Consider the following 17,041-nt stretch of genomic DNA (forward strand, 5'->3'; position numbering starts at 1 on the left):
TCCGTTCCAATCAACTTTGTTTTAACAATTAGATATAACCGCTTTTGCCTACAGTCTTTTTTGTTTTAAAATAGGAGTATTAAAACTTGAGGTGATGACGATGCTTTCGAAACATAATTCAACACATGTGAAAGCCAGTGCGAATAAGCGAAAATTCGAAAAGAAAATCGTTCGTAAGGAAACACGAGCATATCAAGGACGCCTTCAAGAAGAAAAAAATCAAGATCGTGAAAATAATGGAAAGAAGCCTTTTCCACCGGATAAATTTGATAAAGAAGAAACCAAAGAGATTAAAGAAAGTACAACTGACCCTGAGAGCGGCTACTATGTAAAAGATGAACGAACAAAACAGTTTGCCTATTCATTTCATACGGCTGCAGACCGCAACGGTTTTGTGCTGGGGACGATTGTAACACCGGGAAATACGCATGATAGTCATATCTTAGAGCCTCTTGTTGAACAAGTGATTGAGAAAGTTGGAAAACCTGAAGCTGTTGCCGTAGATGCAGCTTACAAAACACCAGCCATTACAAGCTACCTTTTTGGGAAAGAAATCACACCAGCTTTACCCTATACACGTCCACGAACAAAAGAAGGGTTCTTTCGCAAGTATGACTATGTTTACGAACATTTTGATTGTTATCTATGCCCATCGGGCGAGATTTTAAAGTACTCAACAGCGAATAAAGAGGGCTATCGCGAGTACAAATCACCAAAACACATTTGTGTGACATGTCCATTTTTATCAAAGTGTACCGAAAGTAAAGACCATCAAATAGTAGTGACACGTCATATTTGGCAAGATTATATGGAAGAAGCAGATCATCTGCGTCATCATCAAGATGTAAAACCTATCTATGCGAAACGTAAAGAAACGATTGAGCGTGTTTTCGCAGATGCAAAAGAAAAGCATGGTATGCGTTGGACTACTTTAAGGGGACTTGAAAAATTGTCGATGCAGGCGATGCTTACTTTCGCATCCATAAATTTAAAGAAGATGGCCAATTGGACATGGCAAGGTCCAAAAATGGCCTAACATAGTGGGCTCGTAGAGACCCAATTCCTTAATATTAAGCAAAATTCAAAGGGAATTTCAAAAGGGTTCGGAATGTTTTAATTCCGAACCCCTTTTGTCTACAAACTGGAGGATGCAGATTCACTGCATCCTCTTTATTATTTAATTAATCTTTATTCTTTTCGGATTTCTCGATATGCCACCAAATATGTCCATCTTCGGCTAGAAGCTCATCGGAAGCAAGGGGGCCTGTCGATCCTGCTTCATAATTAGGGAACGATTCTTCTTTAGTATTTTCCCATGCATTAGAAATGGTGTCGACAAACTTCCATGAAAGAGCAACTTCGTCCCAGTGAGTGAAGTTTGTAGCATCTCCTCGCATGCTGTCAAACAAAAGCTTTTCATATGCTTCAGGAGAGTTAATATGTTCGATTCCTTTGTTAGAGACGGTAAGCTTCACAGGCTTCGTATTCGACGTTGTCCCGGATTTTTTAACATTTAGGTATAATGTGATTCCTTCATCAGGCTGGATATGGATAACGAGAAGATTCGGATTCAAGGTTTCTTCCGTTTTATAATACAGATTCATTGGAATATCTTTGAATTGGACGACAATTTTCGTTGATTTTACATCCATTCTCTTACCTGTTCGTATATAAAAAGGAACACCGGCCCAACGGAAGTTATCAATCATCAATTTACCTGCAACATAGGTTTCTGTGTTGGAATCTGGATTTACGTTCAATTCATCACGGTAAGCCGAAAGTGTTTGCTCGCCTACTTGTCCGCTGCCATATTGACCACGGACAAAGTATTGATTAACTTCTTCCACTTTCATTGGCCGCAGCGATCGCAGTGCTCGCACTTTTTCGCTGCGCACTTCTTCTGTTGTCAACGCAATCGGAGGTTCCATAGCAAGTAGGGCAACCATCTGCAGCAAATGGTTTTGGACCATATCTCTAAGGGCACCGCTGGTTTCATAGTAACGACCCCGTTCTTCAACCCCAAGCGTTTCGCTTGATGTAACTTGAATGTTAGAAATATAGCGGTTATTCCAAAGCGGTTCAAAGAGCGCATTGGAAAAGCGGATGACTTCAATATTCTGAACCATTTCTTTTCCTAGGTAATGATCGATTCGATAGATTTCATCTTCAGCAAAAGCGGTACGAATTTGCTCATTCAATATTTGTGCTGTTTCGAAACTGTGTCCGAATGGCTTTTCTATGACAAGGCGCTTATAGCCAGTCGTATCAGTCAAGCCCTGTGCTTTAATCTGCTCTGCAATTGTCCCGAAAAACTCCGGTGCCATCGCTAAATAAAAGATTCGATTACCTTCTAATTGATACTGTCCGTCTAACTTTTCAGCAAAACCTTTTAACTGCAAATACGATTCAGAGCTCGTTACATCATGAGAATGATAATGGAAATGGGAAATGAATTCATCGACTCTTTCTTCCGCATGCCCGAACGTAAGGATGGATTCTTTTACACTTGATTGAAACTCCTCGGTGGACAATGGCCTTCTTGCTACACCAACGACCGCAAATTTGTTGATTTTCTTTTTTTGAAATAGTCGATATATGGAAGGAAACAATTTCCGTTTCGCTAAATCTCCGGTAGCACCAAAAATCATGATTAATGCTGTGGGTTTATTGTTTTCTGTCATGTTAAAACCTCAACTTTCCGTTAATTCTGTCGTATGAAGTTGGAATTTCCGTGTATGTACCAATTTCTAATTTTACGGTTAGCTTTCCCTCAAAGCAATCAATTTGCGCATTTTTTCTCATATTTCATTAAAAGTTAAAAATGGCTCTTGTTTTAAAAGAGTCATAAATGAAAGAGCCTCTTTGTTATGCTATAGTTACAGTATAAGTTTTTTGCAACGGAGGTAGGAATGTGGATTTTGTTTTATTAGGTACAGGCGCTGGTGTTCCGGCAAAAGCGCGTAATGTGACGGCAATCGCTCTTCAATTATTGGAAGAACGAGGAACGGTTTGGTTATTCGATTGTGGGGAAGCAACACAGCATCAAATTTTAAAAACGGCAGTTAAACCGCGTAAAATAGAAAAAATTTTTATTACCCATTTACATGGTGACCATATTTTTGGCCTTCCTGGTTTATTAAGTAGCAGGTCTTTTCAGGGCGGGGTAGAAAAATTGACTGTGTATGGTCCAAAAGGTATTGATGCCTATATTACGACAAGCTTACAAGTCAGTGGCACTCATTTAAAATATCCATTGGAAATTATTGAAATAGAGGAAGGTATAGTGTTTGAGGACGAGCAGTTTACAGTGACTGCTTTGCCGCTTGATCACGGTATTTATAGTGTAGGTTACCGAATTGTAGAGAAAGATCGTCCAGGAAGCTTACTTGTAGACCAGTTACTTCAAGAAGGTGTGAAGCCGGGGCCACTTTTTAAAGCCTTGAAAAACGGTGAAATGGTTCATCTCGATGATGGTCGCGTCTTGAATGGAAAAGATTATCTTGGTGCTCCTCAAAAAGGCCGGGTAATCACGATTCTTGGTGATACAAGAGTATGCAGTAATGCTCTTATTCTTGCTGAATCTGCTGATTTTCTTGTTCATGAAGCTACCTTTTCAGCAGAAGAGACTGAAATGGCATCGGCCTATTTTCATTCGACAACCGTGCAGGCTGCAGAAACGGCGATGAAAGCAGGAGCTAAGAAGCTAATTCTTACTCATATTAGTTCTCGCTATACTCTTGAGGATTCGGAACGGCTAAAAGAGGAAAGTAAAGCAATTTTCGCAAACACGATAATGGCAGAAGATTTAATGGCGATTAAAATTCCCTTATATGTTGAGGAATAGGGAAGCTGAAATCATAGCGATTGTTTGGTATAATAATTCAATTGTTTAATGGATATTTAAAGGAGTGTAAAAAATGACTGACCAAAGTAATCTACATACTAAGGCAATGGATTTTCTTTTAAAAACAAGCCGTACTTTTTTCATTCCAATCAGCTACCTTCCAAAGGGATTACAGGAAGCCATTGGAGCTGCTTACCTTTGCATGCGGGCTATCGATGAAATTGAAGACCATCCCGAATTGCCTGCCGATAGTAAGATTTCCTTATTACAGGCTGTTAGTGAGCTGCTTAAGACTGATGATTATAGTGAAGAGGAACTTCAGACCTTGTTTGAACCGTATAAGGACGATTTACCTGAAGTGACTTTGCTTCTTTCGGATTGGATTCAATATTGTCCGCCTAGTGCGACCGCAAAAGTTTTGGGCTCGACACAGGAAATGGCCGAAGGCATGGCAAAGTGGGTTGCGAAGGACTGGCAGATTCACAATAAGGAAGAGCTTGATGATTACACATATTATGTTGCGGGTTTAGTTGGAGTCATGCTATCTGATATTTGGAACTGGTATGATGGAACAGAAACAGATCATGAGCTTGCTATTGCATTTGGCCGTGGACTTCAAACTGTTAATATCCTTCGAAACCGTGAGGAAGATGCAGAGCGCGGTGTTAACTTTTATCCAGATGGTTGGGGTTTCGACGAGATGCTTGCCTATACGGAACATAATCTTGCATTAGCTGATACGTATATAGGAGATATTGAAACAAAGGAAATTATCCAATTCTGTAAAATACCATTAGAATTGGCAAAGGCTACATTAAAGGTCTTGAAAGAAGGAAAAGAAAAAATCGATCGGGCGACTGTTACCAAAATTGTTAACCAAGTCGTCGAACACTGACATTTTAGTAAGCTGCTGTGAAAGTAATAATAACTTTCACAGCAGCTTTTTTTATTGTTTAAAACATAAAAACTCGCAAAATTCTAAAAAGTTAAAAAATATATTGGAATAATTGGGACTAAACGATTATAATTTAGGAAATAAAAGCGAAAAAGCTGGCGTCGTTAGAAAGACATATTCTTAAATTAAGAAAAAAGCGGGGGGAAAATATGAAAAAGAAATTATATTCAACTGCAGCTATGACATTGGTCGCAGGTTTATTACTGGCAGGCTGTGGAAATGAAAAAACGAATGATACTGCGAAAAATGAAAGCGGTAAGGATACCTTCAATATTGGTGTAACACAACTCGTTAAGCATGATTCTCTCGATCAGGCATATGAAGGATTCCAGGCGGCATTGAAGGACAGCGACATCAATGCCAAATATGATCTCCAAGTTGCACAGGGCGATCAAAACAACAGTCAGACGATTGCCAATAACTTTGTTGGGGATAAAGTGGATTTGATTTTTGCTAATTCGACTCCAAGTGCTTTAAGTGCTTTAAATGCAACAAAGGATATTCCTATTGTATTTACATCTGTAACGGATCCAGTCGCAGCGGAACTTGTTACATCCCTGGATAAGCCAGGCGGAAATGTGACGGGTACGACGGATTCCCATCCTGAAGCGATTGCAAAGTCAATGAAATTCCTAGCGGAAGAACTTGGCGCCAAGACAATTGGAACCGTTTATAATACAGGGGAGCAAAATTCCGTCGTCCAAATAAAAAGTGTAAAAGCGGAAGCGAAAAAAGCTGGATTAAAAGTCGTGGAAGCATCTGTCTCGACTTCTGCTGAGGTCAAACAGGCAGCAGAATCATTAATCGGGAAAGCAGATGCTTTCTATATAATTACTGATAATACAGTAGTCTCTGCATTAGAATCTGTCATCTCGGTTGCGAATGATCAGGATATTCCATTATTTGTTGGTGAACTTGATTCTGTAAAAGCTGGTGGTTTCGCTGCATATGGCTTCAGTTACTATGATATTGGCTATGAGGCAGGACAAAAAGCGGTTGAAATCTTAAAGGATGGTAAAAAACCGGGAGACATCGCCGTTCAATATCCACAAAAGTTGAAATTGGTTATTAATGAAACAGCAGCAAAAGGTATGGGTGTTGAAATAAAAGAAGAATGGAAAGCAGATGCTGAGTTTGTAAAATAAACTCTGCTTTAGTTCAGGGAAGGAAGAAAAAAATGTTCTCAGCCGTATTCAACTCTTTTGAGTCGGGAATGATTTATGCGATTATGGCACTTGGTGTCTATTTAACATTTAGGATTCTCGACTTCCCGGATATGACAGTTGAAGGTAGTTTTGTGACAGGGGCCTCTGTTGCCGCTATTATGATTGTTAACGGTTTCTCGCCGATTGTAGCCACGTTTTGTGCCATGGTTGCCGGGTTTATCGCAGGGACAATGACGGGACTGCTGCATACGAAAGGGAAAATTAATCCACTTCTTGCAGGTATTTTAATGATGATTGCCCTATATTCTATCAATTTAAGAATTATGGGTGCATCGAACATTCCGTTGCTTTCTCAAACAACAATTATTACGAATATTCAGGATGCCTGGTCTGGCACTGGGTTGGACAATATGTTGAATGGTCTATTATCGATCATAGGCCTTGGTGATAGTTTGCCAAAAACATGGGCTATTTTAATTGTGATGCTGATTGCAGCTGTAATTATTCAGGCTGGAATGTCAGCATTTTTAAAAACGGAAATAGGTCTTGCACTACGGGCGACAGGTGACAATGAAGCCATGGTTAAGAGTTTTTCCGCCCATACAGGTAATATGAAGATTTTAGGACTTGCAATTGGAAATGCACTTGTTGCTTTCTCTGGATCTTTGGTCGCTCAATATAACGGTTTTAGTGATATTGGGATGGGGATTGGAATCATTGTTATTGGATTGGCATCCGTCATTATTGGGGAAGCGTTATTCGGTGCAAAAACGATTGCGCGGGCGACGCTTGCAGTTATTGGTGGAGCGATTATATACCGAATCGTCGTTACGTTGGCACTTCGTGTAGAATTCCTTGATACAGGTGATGTTAAATTAATTACCGCGCTTATCGTGGTTGGAGCACTTGTTATTCCAAAAATTTCTGATAAACAAAAGGAAAAAAGCCGCAAGAAAAAGCGTCTCAAAGAATTACAGGTGCGTCATATCGAGACTTTATCGAAGGGGGGATAATAATTGCTTCAACTAAATCAGATTTATAAGGTCTTCAATGAAGGAACACCGGATGAGAAGCTAGCCCTCGGAAATCTTGAATTACAAATGACAAAGGGTGAATTTGTTACGGTCATTGGCAGTAACGGCGCAGGTAAATCGACGTTGATGAATATGATATCCGGAAAGATTCTCCCTGATGCCGGTGAAGTCATCATTGATGGTGAAAATGTGTCGACAATCGAGGAGCATGCTCGTGCGAAAATGATTGGCCGTGTTTTTCAAGATCCGATGCTTGGTACAGCCCCGCATATGACGATTGAGGAAAATATGGCCATTGCCTATGGCAGAACTAATAGAAGAGGCTTGGGCTTCGGGGTGACAAAAAAACGGAAAGCACTTTTTAAAGAAAGTTTGAGTACGCTTCATTTAGGCTTGGAAAATCGAATGAGTGCAAAAGTCGGATTATTATCTGGAGGGGAGCGGCAGGCATTATCATTGTTGATGGCAACCTTCACAGATCCTAAAATCCTGCTTCTAGATGAACATACAGCTGCTCTTGATCCCTCTAGAGCAGAGCTCGTAACGAATCTGACGAAGGAAATCGTCGAAAAAAATCAGTTAACGACACTGATGGTGACTCATAATATGCAGCAGGCAATAGATCTTGGAAATTCATTAATCATGATGGATAAAGGTCAAATCATTTTTGAAGCTAGGGGCGTCGAAAAGCAGGAGCTTACTGTTGAAAAACTGTTGAACGAATTCCAGCGTATTAAAGGTGAAAAAATGCTCAATGACCGTGCTGTGCTTATTTAAATGATGAAAAGGCCCGGCCCTTAGGTGGAATTTAACCTTGGGGCCGCGGCCTTTTTATATTTGAGGTAATTTAATTACCAGCTCAGGCTCTTGAATTATTTCTGTGTTCGAAGAGTCTTGGGCTAAAGGATATACATCGAGGTCAAATGGCATTCGTATAATCTTAAATTTGCAGGTAGAAGAAGGAAGGTAATCATATTCTTTTGTATTAATCGTTGACGGCTGTGCTCTATGAAGAAGCAACACGTTCAGTTATTTCCAAAAATCGTTTTCATGAACGGCCATTTCTTCGTTTTTTTAGTGGCAGCCGTTTCTTCAGCAGCCAGAAAAAAATTATCGATTGGCGGAACTTTTTTTGTTTCTAACTCTTCAATACGTGCTTCAAGCTTCTTAACGAGTTTTTGCATGTCTTCCATATCGCTTCTGTGTTGTAAAATCTGATAGGAGACAACGTCATCTGCTTTTGTCTTTAGTCCATTTTCAAGCCTAACAATCCGCTCTATCATTCGATCATGTTGTTCTTTATTCGTTTCAGAATGCTGTTTCTGTACGGTTGCTTTTCTAATCTTCTTTTCTGATATGCTGACCTTTTGGAGAATGACTCCTTCGTTCAGCTGATCTTGGACTTTTCTCAATAATGCAATGTCATCGTCTGAAAACTGATAGTGTCCGAGCTGATTTCGTTCTACCTCCATGTTCAATTGGGTAACCCAGCGTTGAATCGTACTATGGGAAACATTCAGTAACCGGGCAACTGCACTTGTATTCATTGAGATTCCCCCTTTTGGGTGTAGAATTCGAGATGTAAGAGCGAATTCCTTTACAGATGACAAAACAAGTAATCATTCGGCAAAGAAAGTGAATTTCCTACGTAATTTGCATCCAAATGGATGATTAAAGAAATCACTTAGGCATTTTCTGCTCGTTTTTTAGAGGTTGATAAAGAATGGATTTTTTTATTGCGCTATTTTAGTAACTGTGATGTTCAAAAATAAAAAAAGGAAAAAAAATCTAAGTGTCGAATTATCATATGAAGAAAGAAAAAGGGGGGGGACAAGTATGAACAGAATAAACCTTATTACTTTAGGGGTTAGTGATATTAATAAATCTCTAAGATTTTATAGGGATGGATTAGGATTCCATACACCGAGTAAAGAGGACAATCCTGCTGTTGTTTTTTTTAATAATGCAGGAACAAAACTTTCTTTATATCCTATAGAAGAGTTAGCAAAAGACATTAATGAGAAAGAACCGCCTAAACGTAATGGATTTTCAGGTGTTACTTTTGCTTATAACGCTAAATCAATTGAAGAAGTTGATGATATTATTAAAAAAGCTGAAAAGGCTGGAGGAATAATCGAGAAATCACCACAACGTGTTTTTTGGGGAGGATATAGTGGCTATTTTTCAGACCTCGATGGTTACTATTGGGAAGTTGCGTATTCGGAGGATTGGAGTTTTGATGAAGCTGATATGCTAATTATCAAGTAATAGTTATAACAATTGAGGGGGCTGGTCCCTTTTTGCTCAGATAACAAAAACCAACGTTTTAGTGCTAAATTCTTTAACAAGAACTACTTCCTTTTAAATAGGCTATTGACTTAACACCTCCGATTATGGGGTATTAAGTCAACAGCCTATTATAATGTCCTTTTTTACTGCGGTACTACATACTTGGCGAGCTCTTTACTAATTTGTTTACCCATCCGCTTAGATTGCTCGGTCGCTTCTTCAACACAGGCAATGAACGCTTCCTGAACTTGATGCGCTTGAAGGGCTTTTAAACCGGCTTCTGTGGTTCCGCCTGGTGATGTTACTTCCTTTCGAAGCACGCTAGGTGTTTTCGGTGATTTCTGTAGCATCTCGGCCGCACCTATTAGTGTCTGAAGGATTAATTGCTTCGCGGTTTCAGAATCGAGCCCTATCGATTCTGCTGACTTTTCTAATGCCTCGACTAAGTAATAAATATAAGCGGGGCCGCTCCCAGATAAGCCTGTTACTGCATCGAGCTGCTTTTCTTCAACAATGGAGACCGACCCTACCGTTTCAAAAAGGGTAATCGCTGTTTGTAATTGTACTTCGTCTGTATGTCTATTCGCGGCAAGAGCCGTTGCTGATTTTCCGACAGCTGCCGATGTATTAGGCATAGCCCGGACGATGGAGACTTGCTTATCGGCAATTCCTTCCAAACTTGTTGTATGAACCCCTGCCACAACGGAAATAAACAGCATCTCTTCGTGAATGTATTCTTTTATTGATTGCATCGTTTCTAAAATATCTTTTGGCTTCACTGCTAGTACGACTAGATTTGCATCTTGTAGTAATTGCTGCAGTGACCTTGTTGCGGTCACACCATATTGCTTCTTTAAATAATCAAATCGTTCATCGTTTGATTTATTTGTAACAAAAATATTTGCTGAGTCAATTACCTGTTGAGTGACCAATCCCGAAATGATTGCTTCAGCCATTGATCCAGCTCCGATAAATGCGATTTTTTTCATACTTCTCACTCCTTTTGTACATACTATTTATGGTCCGCTTTTTTTGGAAAATAAAAAGACCCCTCATCCGATAAAGGACGAAAGGTCTAGCTTCCGTGGTACCACCTTTGTTCAACTTTCCATAAAAAATAAATAGAAAAGCTGCACTTGATTCCTCTAACGCGGGATTTACGTCAGGTTTTCCTGAAGGCTCATAAGGTAGGTTCAATAATGAGAGGGCGATGAAGCCTTTCAGCACTTTCCGAGCTTCACTCTCTTTACGCCATCAATAAATTTACTTGGCCTTAATCACAGCCATGCCGTCTTTAATTACTTGTGATTATGAAGGATGAATCAGTACTCTGTCAATGATAATATATGAATTAGCTTCAAAAAAAATACGCGAATTATGTGAAAATAATGACAATATTTAAGAATACATGTAAAATGGTAATTAAACATTCATTTTCTTGATAAATGGACAGGTTTATCGGTATTGCGTATAAAAAGATTTATATAAATATAATATTTAAGGTGGAAATGATTATGGTGAATTGGAATGGAGATATTGCTAAACTTGCTTTGCCAACGCCATTTGCAGTTGGCGATGTAAATGTTTATGTAGTTAAAGGGGATGCTTTAACTTTAATTGATACTGGCGTTAAAACAAAACAATCAAAAGAAGCTTTGACTTACGGGCTTGGCGAATTGGGGCTAAAACTGTCTGATATCGAACAAATCATCTTGACCCATCATCATCCGGACCATGCCGGTGCACTCGACTTCTTTGATAAAGAAGTTCCTGTTTACGGACATAAAAATAATCAGCGGTGGCTGACTATCAGTGATGAGTTCCTTGAAAACCATAATCGTTTTTTCCTGGACTATGCTACGAAGTTTGGAGTAGCTGAAGAGTTGAAAAATAATTTGATTCATTACCGTGACGAAATCAAATTCCTTAGTGAAAGAAAGTTACAGGGGTTTTTAGCTGAGGGAGATGAACTTCCGGGACTTCCAGGATGGCGAGCAATCGAGACTCTTGGACATGCTCAAAGTCATTTATCCTTTTACCGTGAAAGTGATGGCTTGATGATTGCGGGTGACCACTTGCTTGCGAAAATTTCACCTAATCCGTTAATGGAACCGCCTTTACTTCCGGGCGGTGACCGTCCACGTCCGCTACTGCAATACAACGCTTCGCTTCAGAAATTCTTAGGAATATCTATATCCACTGTATACTCTGGGCATGGATCTGAAGTAGATGGAGACGCGGTTGCCGATTTGATTCAATATAGATATGAGCGGCAGCATAATCGTGCCATGCAGGTGAAAAGTATGCTTCAAGATAAACCTTTATCGGCATTTGAAGTGTGTCAGCAACTTTTCCCGAAAGTATATCTTCAGGAAGTCGGCCTAACACTATCGGAAACGATCGGTCAGCTAGACTATTTAGAAGACTTAGGTGAAATCGAAACAGAAACTCAATCAGGAGTAATTCTGTTTTCAATCGCTTAAACGTTCTCGAGGAGGATAATTTTTTGAATAAGTTGCAAGGGAAAGTTATTGTAATTACCGGGGCTTCCGGAGGGAATGGTAAGGAAGTGGCGATTCAAGCAGCAAAGCAGGGAGGGCGCCTTGTTCTCTTGGCAAGAAGCCTGGATAAATTACACCTGCTAAGGGATGAACTAACTAATCAATATGGAGTTGATGCATATGCATATAAACTTGATGTGGCAGACACCCACCAGGTGGAAATGGTATTTGCCGATATCCATGCTCAAATCGGTGAAGTGGATGTATTGGTTAATAATGCTGGTTTCGGCACGTTTAAAGAAGCTCTGGATACAGAATTAGATGAGACAAAAGCGATGTTTGCTGTCAATGTGATTGGATTGATGGCCTGCACAAAACTTGTACTCCCATATATGAAGAAGCGAAAATCGGGGCACATTATTAATATCGCCTCACAGGCCGGTAAAATTGCCACTCCCAAATCTACATTGTATTCATCGACCAAGTTTGCGGTGCTTGGCTACTCAAACGCTCTCCGACTTGAACTAATGGAAGATCATGTTTTTGTGACCACGGTCAATCCTGGGCCAATAGAAACGAATTTCTTTAGCATTGCGGATGAATCTGGGGCATACGTGAAAAATATCGAAAAATTCATGCTTAAGCCGGAGGATGTCGCAGCCAAAATTGTGGCGGCTATGCTGACTAATAAGAGGGAAATCAACCTCCCTGGCTGGATGGATTTAGCTGGGAAATGGTATAATATGTTTCCGAGAATCACCGAGACTTTTGGGAAAAAAGCATTTTTTAAAAAATAGGCTTCTTTGATTTGGTCTCTTAATTAAGAAGAAAGTCTTCTTCCCTATGCACCTACAAAATTCATTCTTTGTTCCGGTTCTTTCTCCTAAAACTCTTTAATGTACTTTGAGTTGTGTGGCTTCCCGATACCAAACTACTTCACTTTTTCCACTCTCCTAAGATTTTATTAAAGTCGCTCCACTTTGGAGCGGCTTTTTTTAATGGATTAGATTATCTCCTACAGCTGGGCTTTTTAGCTGGATGGGGAAGCAAAAATATTGCTGATGCCTTAAGTCGCACAGGCGTACTAGATAACTTTGTATTGGGAAAAATTTATCGGCAACAGAGAGTGAAAAAAGATGAACTATCTCAACATTCATAATTTAACAGTAAGCTATCCCCTTCAACAAAAAAACGTGTTGAAAGGGATTAACCTACAGATGAACAAAGGAGAAAAAGTACTAATTCCTGGTCCTAGCGGTGGTGGAAGAAGTACTTTAGCTCTTACGCTCAATGGGATTATTCCGTGATCAATTGAAGCTGAAATGACTGGTACAGTAACGGTAGATGGTAACAAACCGAATGTATTAAGTTTTCGTGAAATAAGCGAACGCGTAGGTATCCTTTTTCAGGATCCTGAAACATATTTTGCATGTTAACTGTTGAGAGATAGTTTCATACACAATTTTGAGTTAGCTTAAGGCTAGCTTTTTTTCATTAGAATAGTAATTTGAATGATTCAAAACAAAAGGTGAACGTTTCCTATCATGGATATTCGATAACATCAAAAATGAAGAAGGAATAAAAGGAGTAGGGAAGAAGTTAACGGGTTCTTTTTGGGGTGCAAAAATCAATTTCACAATACATTTTTAACGTGAATTCACACATGAATTCACGTTTTTTCTTTCCTTGAAATTACTACACTCTTTGATGTTTTTATTAAAATTCAAGCAAGATTTCGCACACCAATTCTCGAATATGGAAATAATTATTGTACAGTGTGAATTTAACTGTGAATTATGAAGGAGGAACAGATATGGAGCTTTTTAAACCCAAGAAAACCCAAAGAAGTGGAAATTCGCAGAAGAAACTATTTGGAAGTTTTGTAGAACAAGTTGTAAAATTAACATTTTAAAGTAAGGGCATTTCTTTGTAATGAGAAATGCTTTTTATTTTTGTCAAAATTAAAAGGATATTTCAATAACAATAATAATATAATAAAAAACAATACTAATTTATCGTTAAACGATAAATAATATGCTAAAATCATGTTGTCACTAAATAAGTGAGGTGTTTTAAATGAATGTTAAACGAGGCTCAACCACTTTTTTAAAGGTAATTATTTTTCTGGGTGGAATTGCAGTGCTTGCTTTATGTATATTTTTAGTGCCCCATATGGCGAATTTCGCAGCAAAAATGTATCCAAATATTGCCCCAATGAAATATCTCGTTTTCATCGTGATGTATGGAGTGGCTGTGCCTTTTTACTTTGCTCTCAATCAGGCCTTCAATCTTTTACGGTATATTGACGAGAACACAGCTTTCTCGGAATTATCTGTAAAGGCGTTAAAGAACATAAAGTGCTGTGCGATTACAATCAGTGGTTTGTATGTATTAGGTTTGCCACTCTTTCATTTTATAGCGAAGAAAGTTGACCCTCCTATTGCATTAATAGCACTCATCATCATTTTTGCTTCGTTGGTTATCGCCGTTTTTGCTGCTATCCTCCAACGGCTTCTACAAGAAGCGATTAACATAAAATCAGAAAATGATTTGACGGTCTGAGGTGGAGGATATGGCAATTATTATTAATATTGATGTGATGTTAGCAAAACGAAAAATGAGCGTAACGGAGCTTTCGGAGAGGGTTGGAATTACTATGGCGAATATTTCCATTCTGAAAAATGGGAAAGCAAAAGCGGTTCGTTTTTCAACATTAGAAGCGATATGTAAGACTTTGGATTGTCAGCCAGGTGATATTTTGGAGTACAAAAGCGACGAAGACACTCAATAAAAACAGACAACAAATTTATTTAACTAACGGGAGTGGATAGAGAATTTAAGGGATAGCCATTAAGCTATCCCTTCTTTGCGTTTATTGATGTTATTTACTCAGAGAATTGCATTGATATTAGTGACAAAAAATATGATGTGATTTGCAATGTTTGCACCTCAAAAGGGAAACCGTTAGGAAGAAGTTGCCCCTTTTTATTCTAATCGCTTAAGGCATTTTTATTTAATATTTTGAATGGATTAGCATATTTGTAAGTATCAGCCAATGAAGTGTTTACTAACAATTTTCCTAAATCCTCGAAAAATTTGGTGGTATTTTTAAGTGCTAAAACTAATATTTTTTTCCTATTTCTATTAAAACCTTTTGCAGAGGTATTTTTTGTAGTTTGTGGAAAGAAAGAGTAAAAATTGTTGAAATATTCTTGAAAAATGATTAAAATATAATTGGAACGACGTTGCTTATTGGGTAACGAAAATGGTTTAAAGAAATACATCAAACTGTTTTAAAAAGAGTTTAAATTTAAAATTATTGTATCTACAACAGAAAGGAGGTGAGAAATGAATGGAAACAAATTTAAAAGCAAACAATGTTTGTTCATTAACTAAAGTACTTGCAGTAGCTACTCAAAATCAATTTGCTGTCGGATCGTTTACTCCTAGAGCTACAAAGATGATAGCTCCTATACTTAGAGCGGCTCAAGAAATGAATTCTGCAGTTATTGTTCAGACTTCTGAGAGAGAGCAAGAACGATATGGGATAAATTTAGCGGAATTTAGCAGAGAGTTTTATCGTGTGATCCAAGAGGAGAATATTACCATCCCTGCTGTATTACATTTAGATCATACGAAGGATTTCAATGTAATTGCTGAAGCTATCGAAGTTGGTTTTACATCTGTTATGATTGATGCATCAGAGCATCCGTTTAAGAAAAATATCGAGATAACAAAAAAGGTTGTTGAGTTTGCACATTCAAAGGGTGTAACAGTTGAAGCTGAATTAGGTAAGATTGGGACAACTGACTTTATTGAAACAGACGTTGATGAAGAGCTATTTACAGAGCCTGAAGAAGCAAAACAGTTTGTTGAAGAGACAGGTGTTGATGCATTAGCGGTTTCTGTCGGAACTTCACATGGAATTTATCTTGTTAAAGATCCAAAAATTGATATTGAACGTTTAATAGAAATTCGTGCGTTAACATCTGTACCTTTAGTGTTACATGGCGGTTCAGGCACTCCTTCAGAGATGATTAAGAATGCAATTCAAATTTCTAACGGTGGAATTAGTAAAGTAAATATTGCAACAGATTTAGAACATACGATGATAAAAACTCTTAATAGAGAAAATTATGTTACAGAAAAAGAGTGGTTGGAACTACCGACTGAAACATTAACTTTAGTCCAAAACACAGTGCAGAACGTAGTAAAAGAAAAAATTGAAAACTTTTTAATAAGTATCAATAGTGCTTCTTACTATGTTTAAGCAGTAACATTACATGAACTTGAACTGTACCCCCTATTGTAGACAGACATAAAAAAACCTTTAACCACATATTAGATGGCTATAATACTTATCGTGGAAGATAATCTTATTTTTAGAAATATTGCTAAGGGATTAGGAGGAAAAATAATATGACTCAAGAAAGATCTGGTATAGTAACCTTTGCTGGTAATCCAGTAACGTTGATTGGGAGTGAAATTCGTGTTGGTGATAAAGCACCAAATTTTGAAGTATTAGCAAACGATCTCACAAAAGTTACACAGGAAGACTCAAAAGGGAAAGTTCGCCTTATTTCATGTGTACCCTCTCTTGATACAGGAGTATGTGACGCACAAACACGGAAATTTAACGAGTTAGCTAGCAATCTAGGAAATGATGTAGAAGTGTTAACAATTAGTGTAGATCTTCCATTTGCACAAAATAGATGGTGCGGAGCAGCAGGAATAGAACGAGTCCAAACCCTTTCAGATCATTTTAAGATGTCGTTTGGAACAGCTTATGGCACTTATATAAAGGAATATCGTTTAGAATGCCGTGCAGTATTCGTTGTAGATGAAATAGATATTGTACAGTATGTTGAATACGTTCCGGAAATTACGGAACATCCTAACTATGAAGCAGCTTTAGAAGCAATTAAGTCAATAATAAAAGTTAAAAAGTGATATAAAAATCAATATACACTAGGTTGGAGGATGCATATTGTTTTTCATTTAATCCAAAGAAAAATGTTTATTGCATGAAAAACTCTTATTCCTCAATATATTATGGTCTCATTCTCAAGTTGGAAAGAGCTGCCTCTCAACAGGTCTGTGAACAATTTTTGTCAACAGCCCAGGGTTAGCCTCTTTCTTCTATTAAATAATGAGGTGAGGGTGTACAAACATTGCATTAAAAAAGTTGTTATCACCTTAAAGGAAAAAGGGATAAAGTTAACAAATTGGGTCTTGCTATGGTAATATTTTAT

The 17,041-nt window shown here is 38.2% G+C and carries 16 protein-coding genes and 1 pseudogene; 14 read left to right on the forward strand and 3 right to left on the reverse strand.

What is annotated here, in order from left to right; translation table 11 throughout:
• Positions 1–115 precede the first annotated feature (115 nt).
• Positions 116–1,036: pseudogene (locus ACQKMR_RS05065) on the forward strand (transposase); the annotation flags it as partial.
• A gap of 145 nt (positions 1,037–1,181) precedes the next feature.
• On the opposite strand, the gene zwf reads toward ACQKMR_RS05065, so the two are convergent.
• Complete coding sequence (gene zwf / locus ACQKMR_RS05070; RefSeq protein WP_427696301.1) at positions 1,182–2,681, reverse strand: glucose-6-phosphate dehydrogenase; 1,500 nt, start codon at positions 2,679–2,681, stop codon at positions 1,182–1,184.
• 230 nt (positions 2,682–2,911) lie between these two features.
• On the opposite strand from zwf, the gene rnz reads away from it, so the two are divergent.
• From rnz to ACQKMR_RS05095, 5 genes are all read left to right on the forward strand, one after another.
• Positions 2,912–3,844 (forward strand): ribonuclease Z, encoded by a 933-nt coding sequence (gene rnz / locus ACQKMR_RS05075; protein WP_427696302.1) that lies wholly within the window; start codon positions 2,912–2,914, stop codon positions 3,842–3,844.
• A gap of 73 nt (positions 3,845–3,917) precedes the next feature.
• Positions 3,918–4,739 carry a squalene/phytoene synthase family protein gene (locus ACQKMR_RS05080; RefSeq protein WP_427696303.1) on the forward strand — a complete coding sequence of 274 codons (822 nt, stop codon included), beginning with the start codon at positions 3,918–3,920 and terminating at the stop codon, positions 4,737–4,739.
• Positions 4,740–4,948: 209 nt separating this feature from the next.
• Entirely contained in the window at positions 4,949–5,944 is a 996-nt protein-coding gene (locus ACQKMR_RS05085; RefSeq protein ID WP_427696304.1) for an ABC transporter substrate binding protein, read from the forward strand.
• Between the two features lie 32 nt (positions 5,945–5,976).
• The gene (locus ACQKMR_RS05090) at positions 5,977–6,978 is read left to right on the forward strand and encodes an ABC transporter permease (RefSeq protein WP_427696305.1); all 1,002 of its coding nucleotides are present in this window, start codon (positions 5,977–5,979) and stop codon (positions 6,976–6,978) included.
• A gap of 3 nt (positions 6,979–6,981) precedes the next feature.
• A complete protein-coding gene (locus tag ACQKMR_RS05095) occupies positions 6,982–7,776 on the forward strand; it encodes an ABC transporter ATP-binding protein (protein WP_427696306.1) in 795 nt (264 codons plus the stop codon).
• 248 nt (positions 7,777–8,024) lie between these two features.
• On the opposite strand, the gene ACQKMR_RS05100 is transcribed toward ACQKMR_RS05095, so the two are convergent.
• On the reverse strand, positions 8,025–8,546 hold the full coding sequence (locus tag ACQKMR_RS05100; RefSeq protein ID WP_427696307.1) for a MerR family transcriptional regulator: 522 nt from the start codon (positions 8,544–8,546) through the stop codon (positions 8,025–8,027).
• A 289-nt stretch (positions 8,547–8,835) separates the two neighbouring features.
• Here ACQKMR_RS05100 and ACQKMR_RS05105 point away from each other — a divergent pair, with 289 nt between their 5' ends.
• Positions 8,836–9,267, forward strand: a complete 432-nt coding sequence (locus tag ACQKMR_RS05105) for a VOC family protein (RefSeq protein WP_427696308.1) — start codon at positions 8,836–8,838, stop codon at positions 9,265–9,267.
• A 164-nt stretch (positions 9,268–9,431) separates the two neighbouring features.
• On the opposite strand, the gene proC is transcribed toward ACQKMR_RS05105, so the two are convergent.
• Positions 9,432–10,277, reverse strand: a complete 846-nt coding sequence (gene proC / locus ACQKMR_RS05110) for a pyrroline-5-carboxylate reductase (protein ID WP_427696309.1) — start codon at positions 10,275–10,277, stop codon at positions 9,432–9,434.
• A gap of 525 nt (positions 10,278–10,802) precedes the next feature.
• Between proC and ACQKMR_RS05115 the strand changes: the two genes are divergently transcribed.
• The 7 genes from ACQKMR_RS05115 (at position 10,803) to tpx (ending at position 16,739) form a co-directional block, all read left to right on the forward strand.
• Positions 10,803–11,771 (forward strand): MBL fold metallo-hydrolase, encoded by a 969-nt coding sequence (locus tag ACQKMR_RS05115; protein WP_427696310.1) that lies wholly within the window; start codon positions 10,803–10,805, stop codon positions 11,769–11,771.
• Between the two features lie 23 nt (positions 11,772–11,794).
• Positions 11,795–12,586, forward strand: coding sequence for an SDR family NAD(P)-dependent oxidoreductase (locus ACQKMR_RS05120; RefSeq protein ID WP_427696311.1), 792 nt, complete (start codon positions 11,795–11,797; stop codon positions 12,584–12,586).
• Between the two features lie 339 nt (positions 12,587–12,925).
• Entirely contained in the window at positions 12,926–13,096 is a 171-nt protein-coding gene (locus ACQKMR_RS05125; RefSeq protein WP_427696312.1) for an ATP-binding cassette domain-containing protein, read from the forward strand.
• Positions 13,097–13,865: 769 nt separating this feature from the next.
• Positions 13,866–14,351: a DUF2975 domain-containing protein gene (locus ACQKMR_RS05130; RefSeq protein WP_427696313.1), complete on the forward strand. Its 486-nt coding sequence runs from the start codon at positions 13,866–13,868 to the stop codon at positions 14,349–14,351.
• 10 nt (positions 14,352–14,361) lie between these two features.
• On the forward strand, positions 14,362–14,580 hold the full coding sequence (locus tag ACQKMR_RS05135) for a helix-turn-helix domain-containing protein (RefSeq protein WP_144565805.1): 219 nt from the start codon (positions 14,362–14,364) through the stop codon (positions 14,578–14,580).
• Positions 14,581–15,141: 561 nt separating this feature from the next.
• Positions 15,142–16,059 carry a class II fructose-bisphosphate aldolase gene (locus ACQKMR_RS05140; protein ID WP_427696314.1) on the forward strand — a complete coding sequence of 306 codons (918 nt, stop codon included), beginning with the start codon at positions 15,142–15,144 and terminating at the stop codon, positions 16,057–16,059.
• Between the two features lie 149 nt (positions 16,060–16,208).
• Complete coding sequence (gene tpx, locus ACQKMR_RS05145; protein ID WP_427696315.1) at positions 16,209–16,739, forward strand: thiol peroxidase; 531 nt, start codon at positions 16,209–16,211, stop codon at positions 16,737–16,739.
• The last annotated feature ends 302 nt before the right edge of the window (positions 16,740–17,041 follow it).

Source organism: Peribacillus sp. NPDC096540 (assembly GCF_050278525.1).
In the GTDB taxonomy this organism is placed as follows: Bacteria; Bacillota; Bacilli; order Bacillales; family DSM-1321; genus Peribacillus.

Coding starts and splice junctions, on each gene's coding strand:
- zwf (WP_427696301.1), bottom strand. CDS start 2,681: ATGACAGAAAACAATAAACCCACAGCATTAATCATGATTTTTGGTGCT.
- ACQKMR_RS05080 (WP_427696303.1), top strand. CDS start 3,918: ATGACTGACCAAAGTAATCTACATACTAAGGCAATGGATTTTCTTTTA.
- ACQKMR_RS05085 (WP_427696304.1), top strand. CDS start 4,949: ATGAAAAAGAAATTATATTCAACTGCAGCTATGACATTGGTCGCAGGT.
- ACQKMR_RS05090 (WP_427696305.1), top strand. CDS start 5,977: ATGTTCTCAGCCGTATTCAACTCTTTTGAGTCGGGAATGATTTATGCG.
- ACQKMR_RS05100 (WP_427696307.1), bottom strand. CDS start 8,546: ATGAATACAAGTGCAGTTGCCCGGTTACTGAATGTTTCCCATAGTACG.
- ACQKMR_RS05105 (WP_427696308.1), top strand. CDS start 8,836: ATGAACAGAATAAACCTTATTACTTTAGGGGTTAGTGATATTAATAAA.
- proC (WP_427696309.1), bottom strand. CDS start 10,277: ATGAAAAAAATCGCATTTATCGGAGCTGGATCAATGGCTGAAGCAATC.
- ACQKMR_RS05115 (WP_427696310.1), top strand. CDS start 10,803: ATGGTGAATTGGAATGGAGATATTGCTAAACTTGCTTTGCCAACGCCA.
- ACQKMR_RS05125 (WP_427696312.1), top strand. CDS start 12,926: ATGAACTATCTCAACATTCATAATTTAACAGTAAGCTATCCCCTTCAA.
- ACQKMR_RS05130 (WP_427696313.1), top strand. CDS start 13,866: ATGAATGTTAAACGAGGCTCAACCACTTTTTTAAAGGTAATTATTTTT.
- ACQKMR_RS05135 (WP_144565805.1), top strand. CDS start 14,362: ATGGCAATTATTATTAATATTGATGTGATGTTAGCAAAACGAAAAATG.
- ACQKMR_RS05140 (WP_427696314.1), top strand. CDS start 15,142: ATGGAAACAAATTTAAAAGCAAACAATGTTTGTTCATTAACTAAAGTA.
- tpx (WP_427696315.1), top strand. CDS start 16,209: ATGACTCAAGAAAGATCTGGTATAGTAACCTTTGCTGGTAATCCAGTA.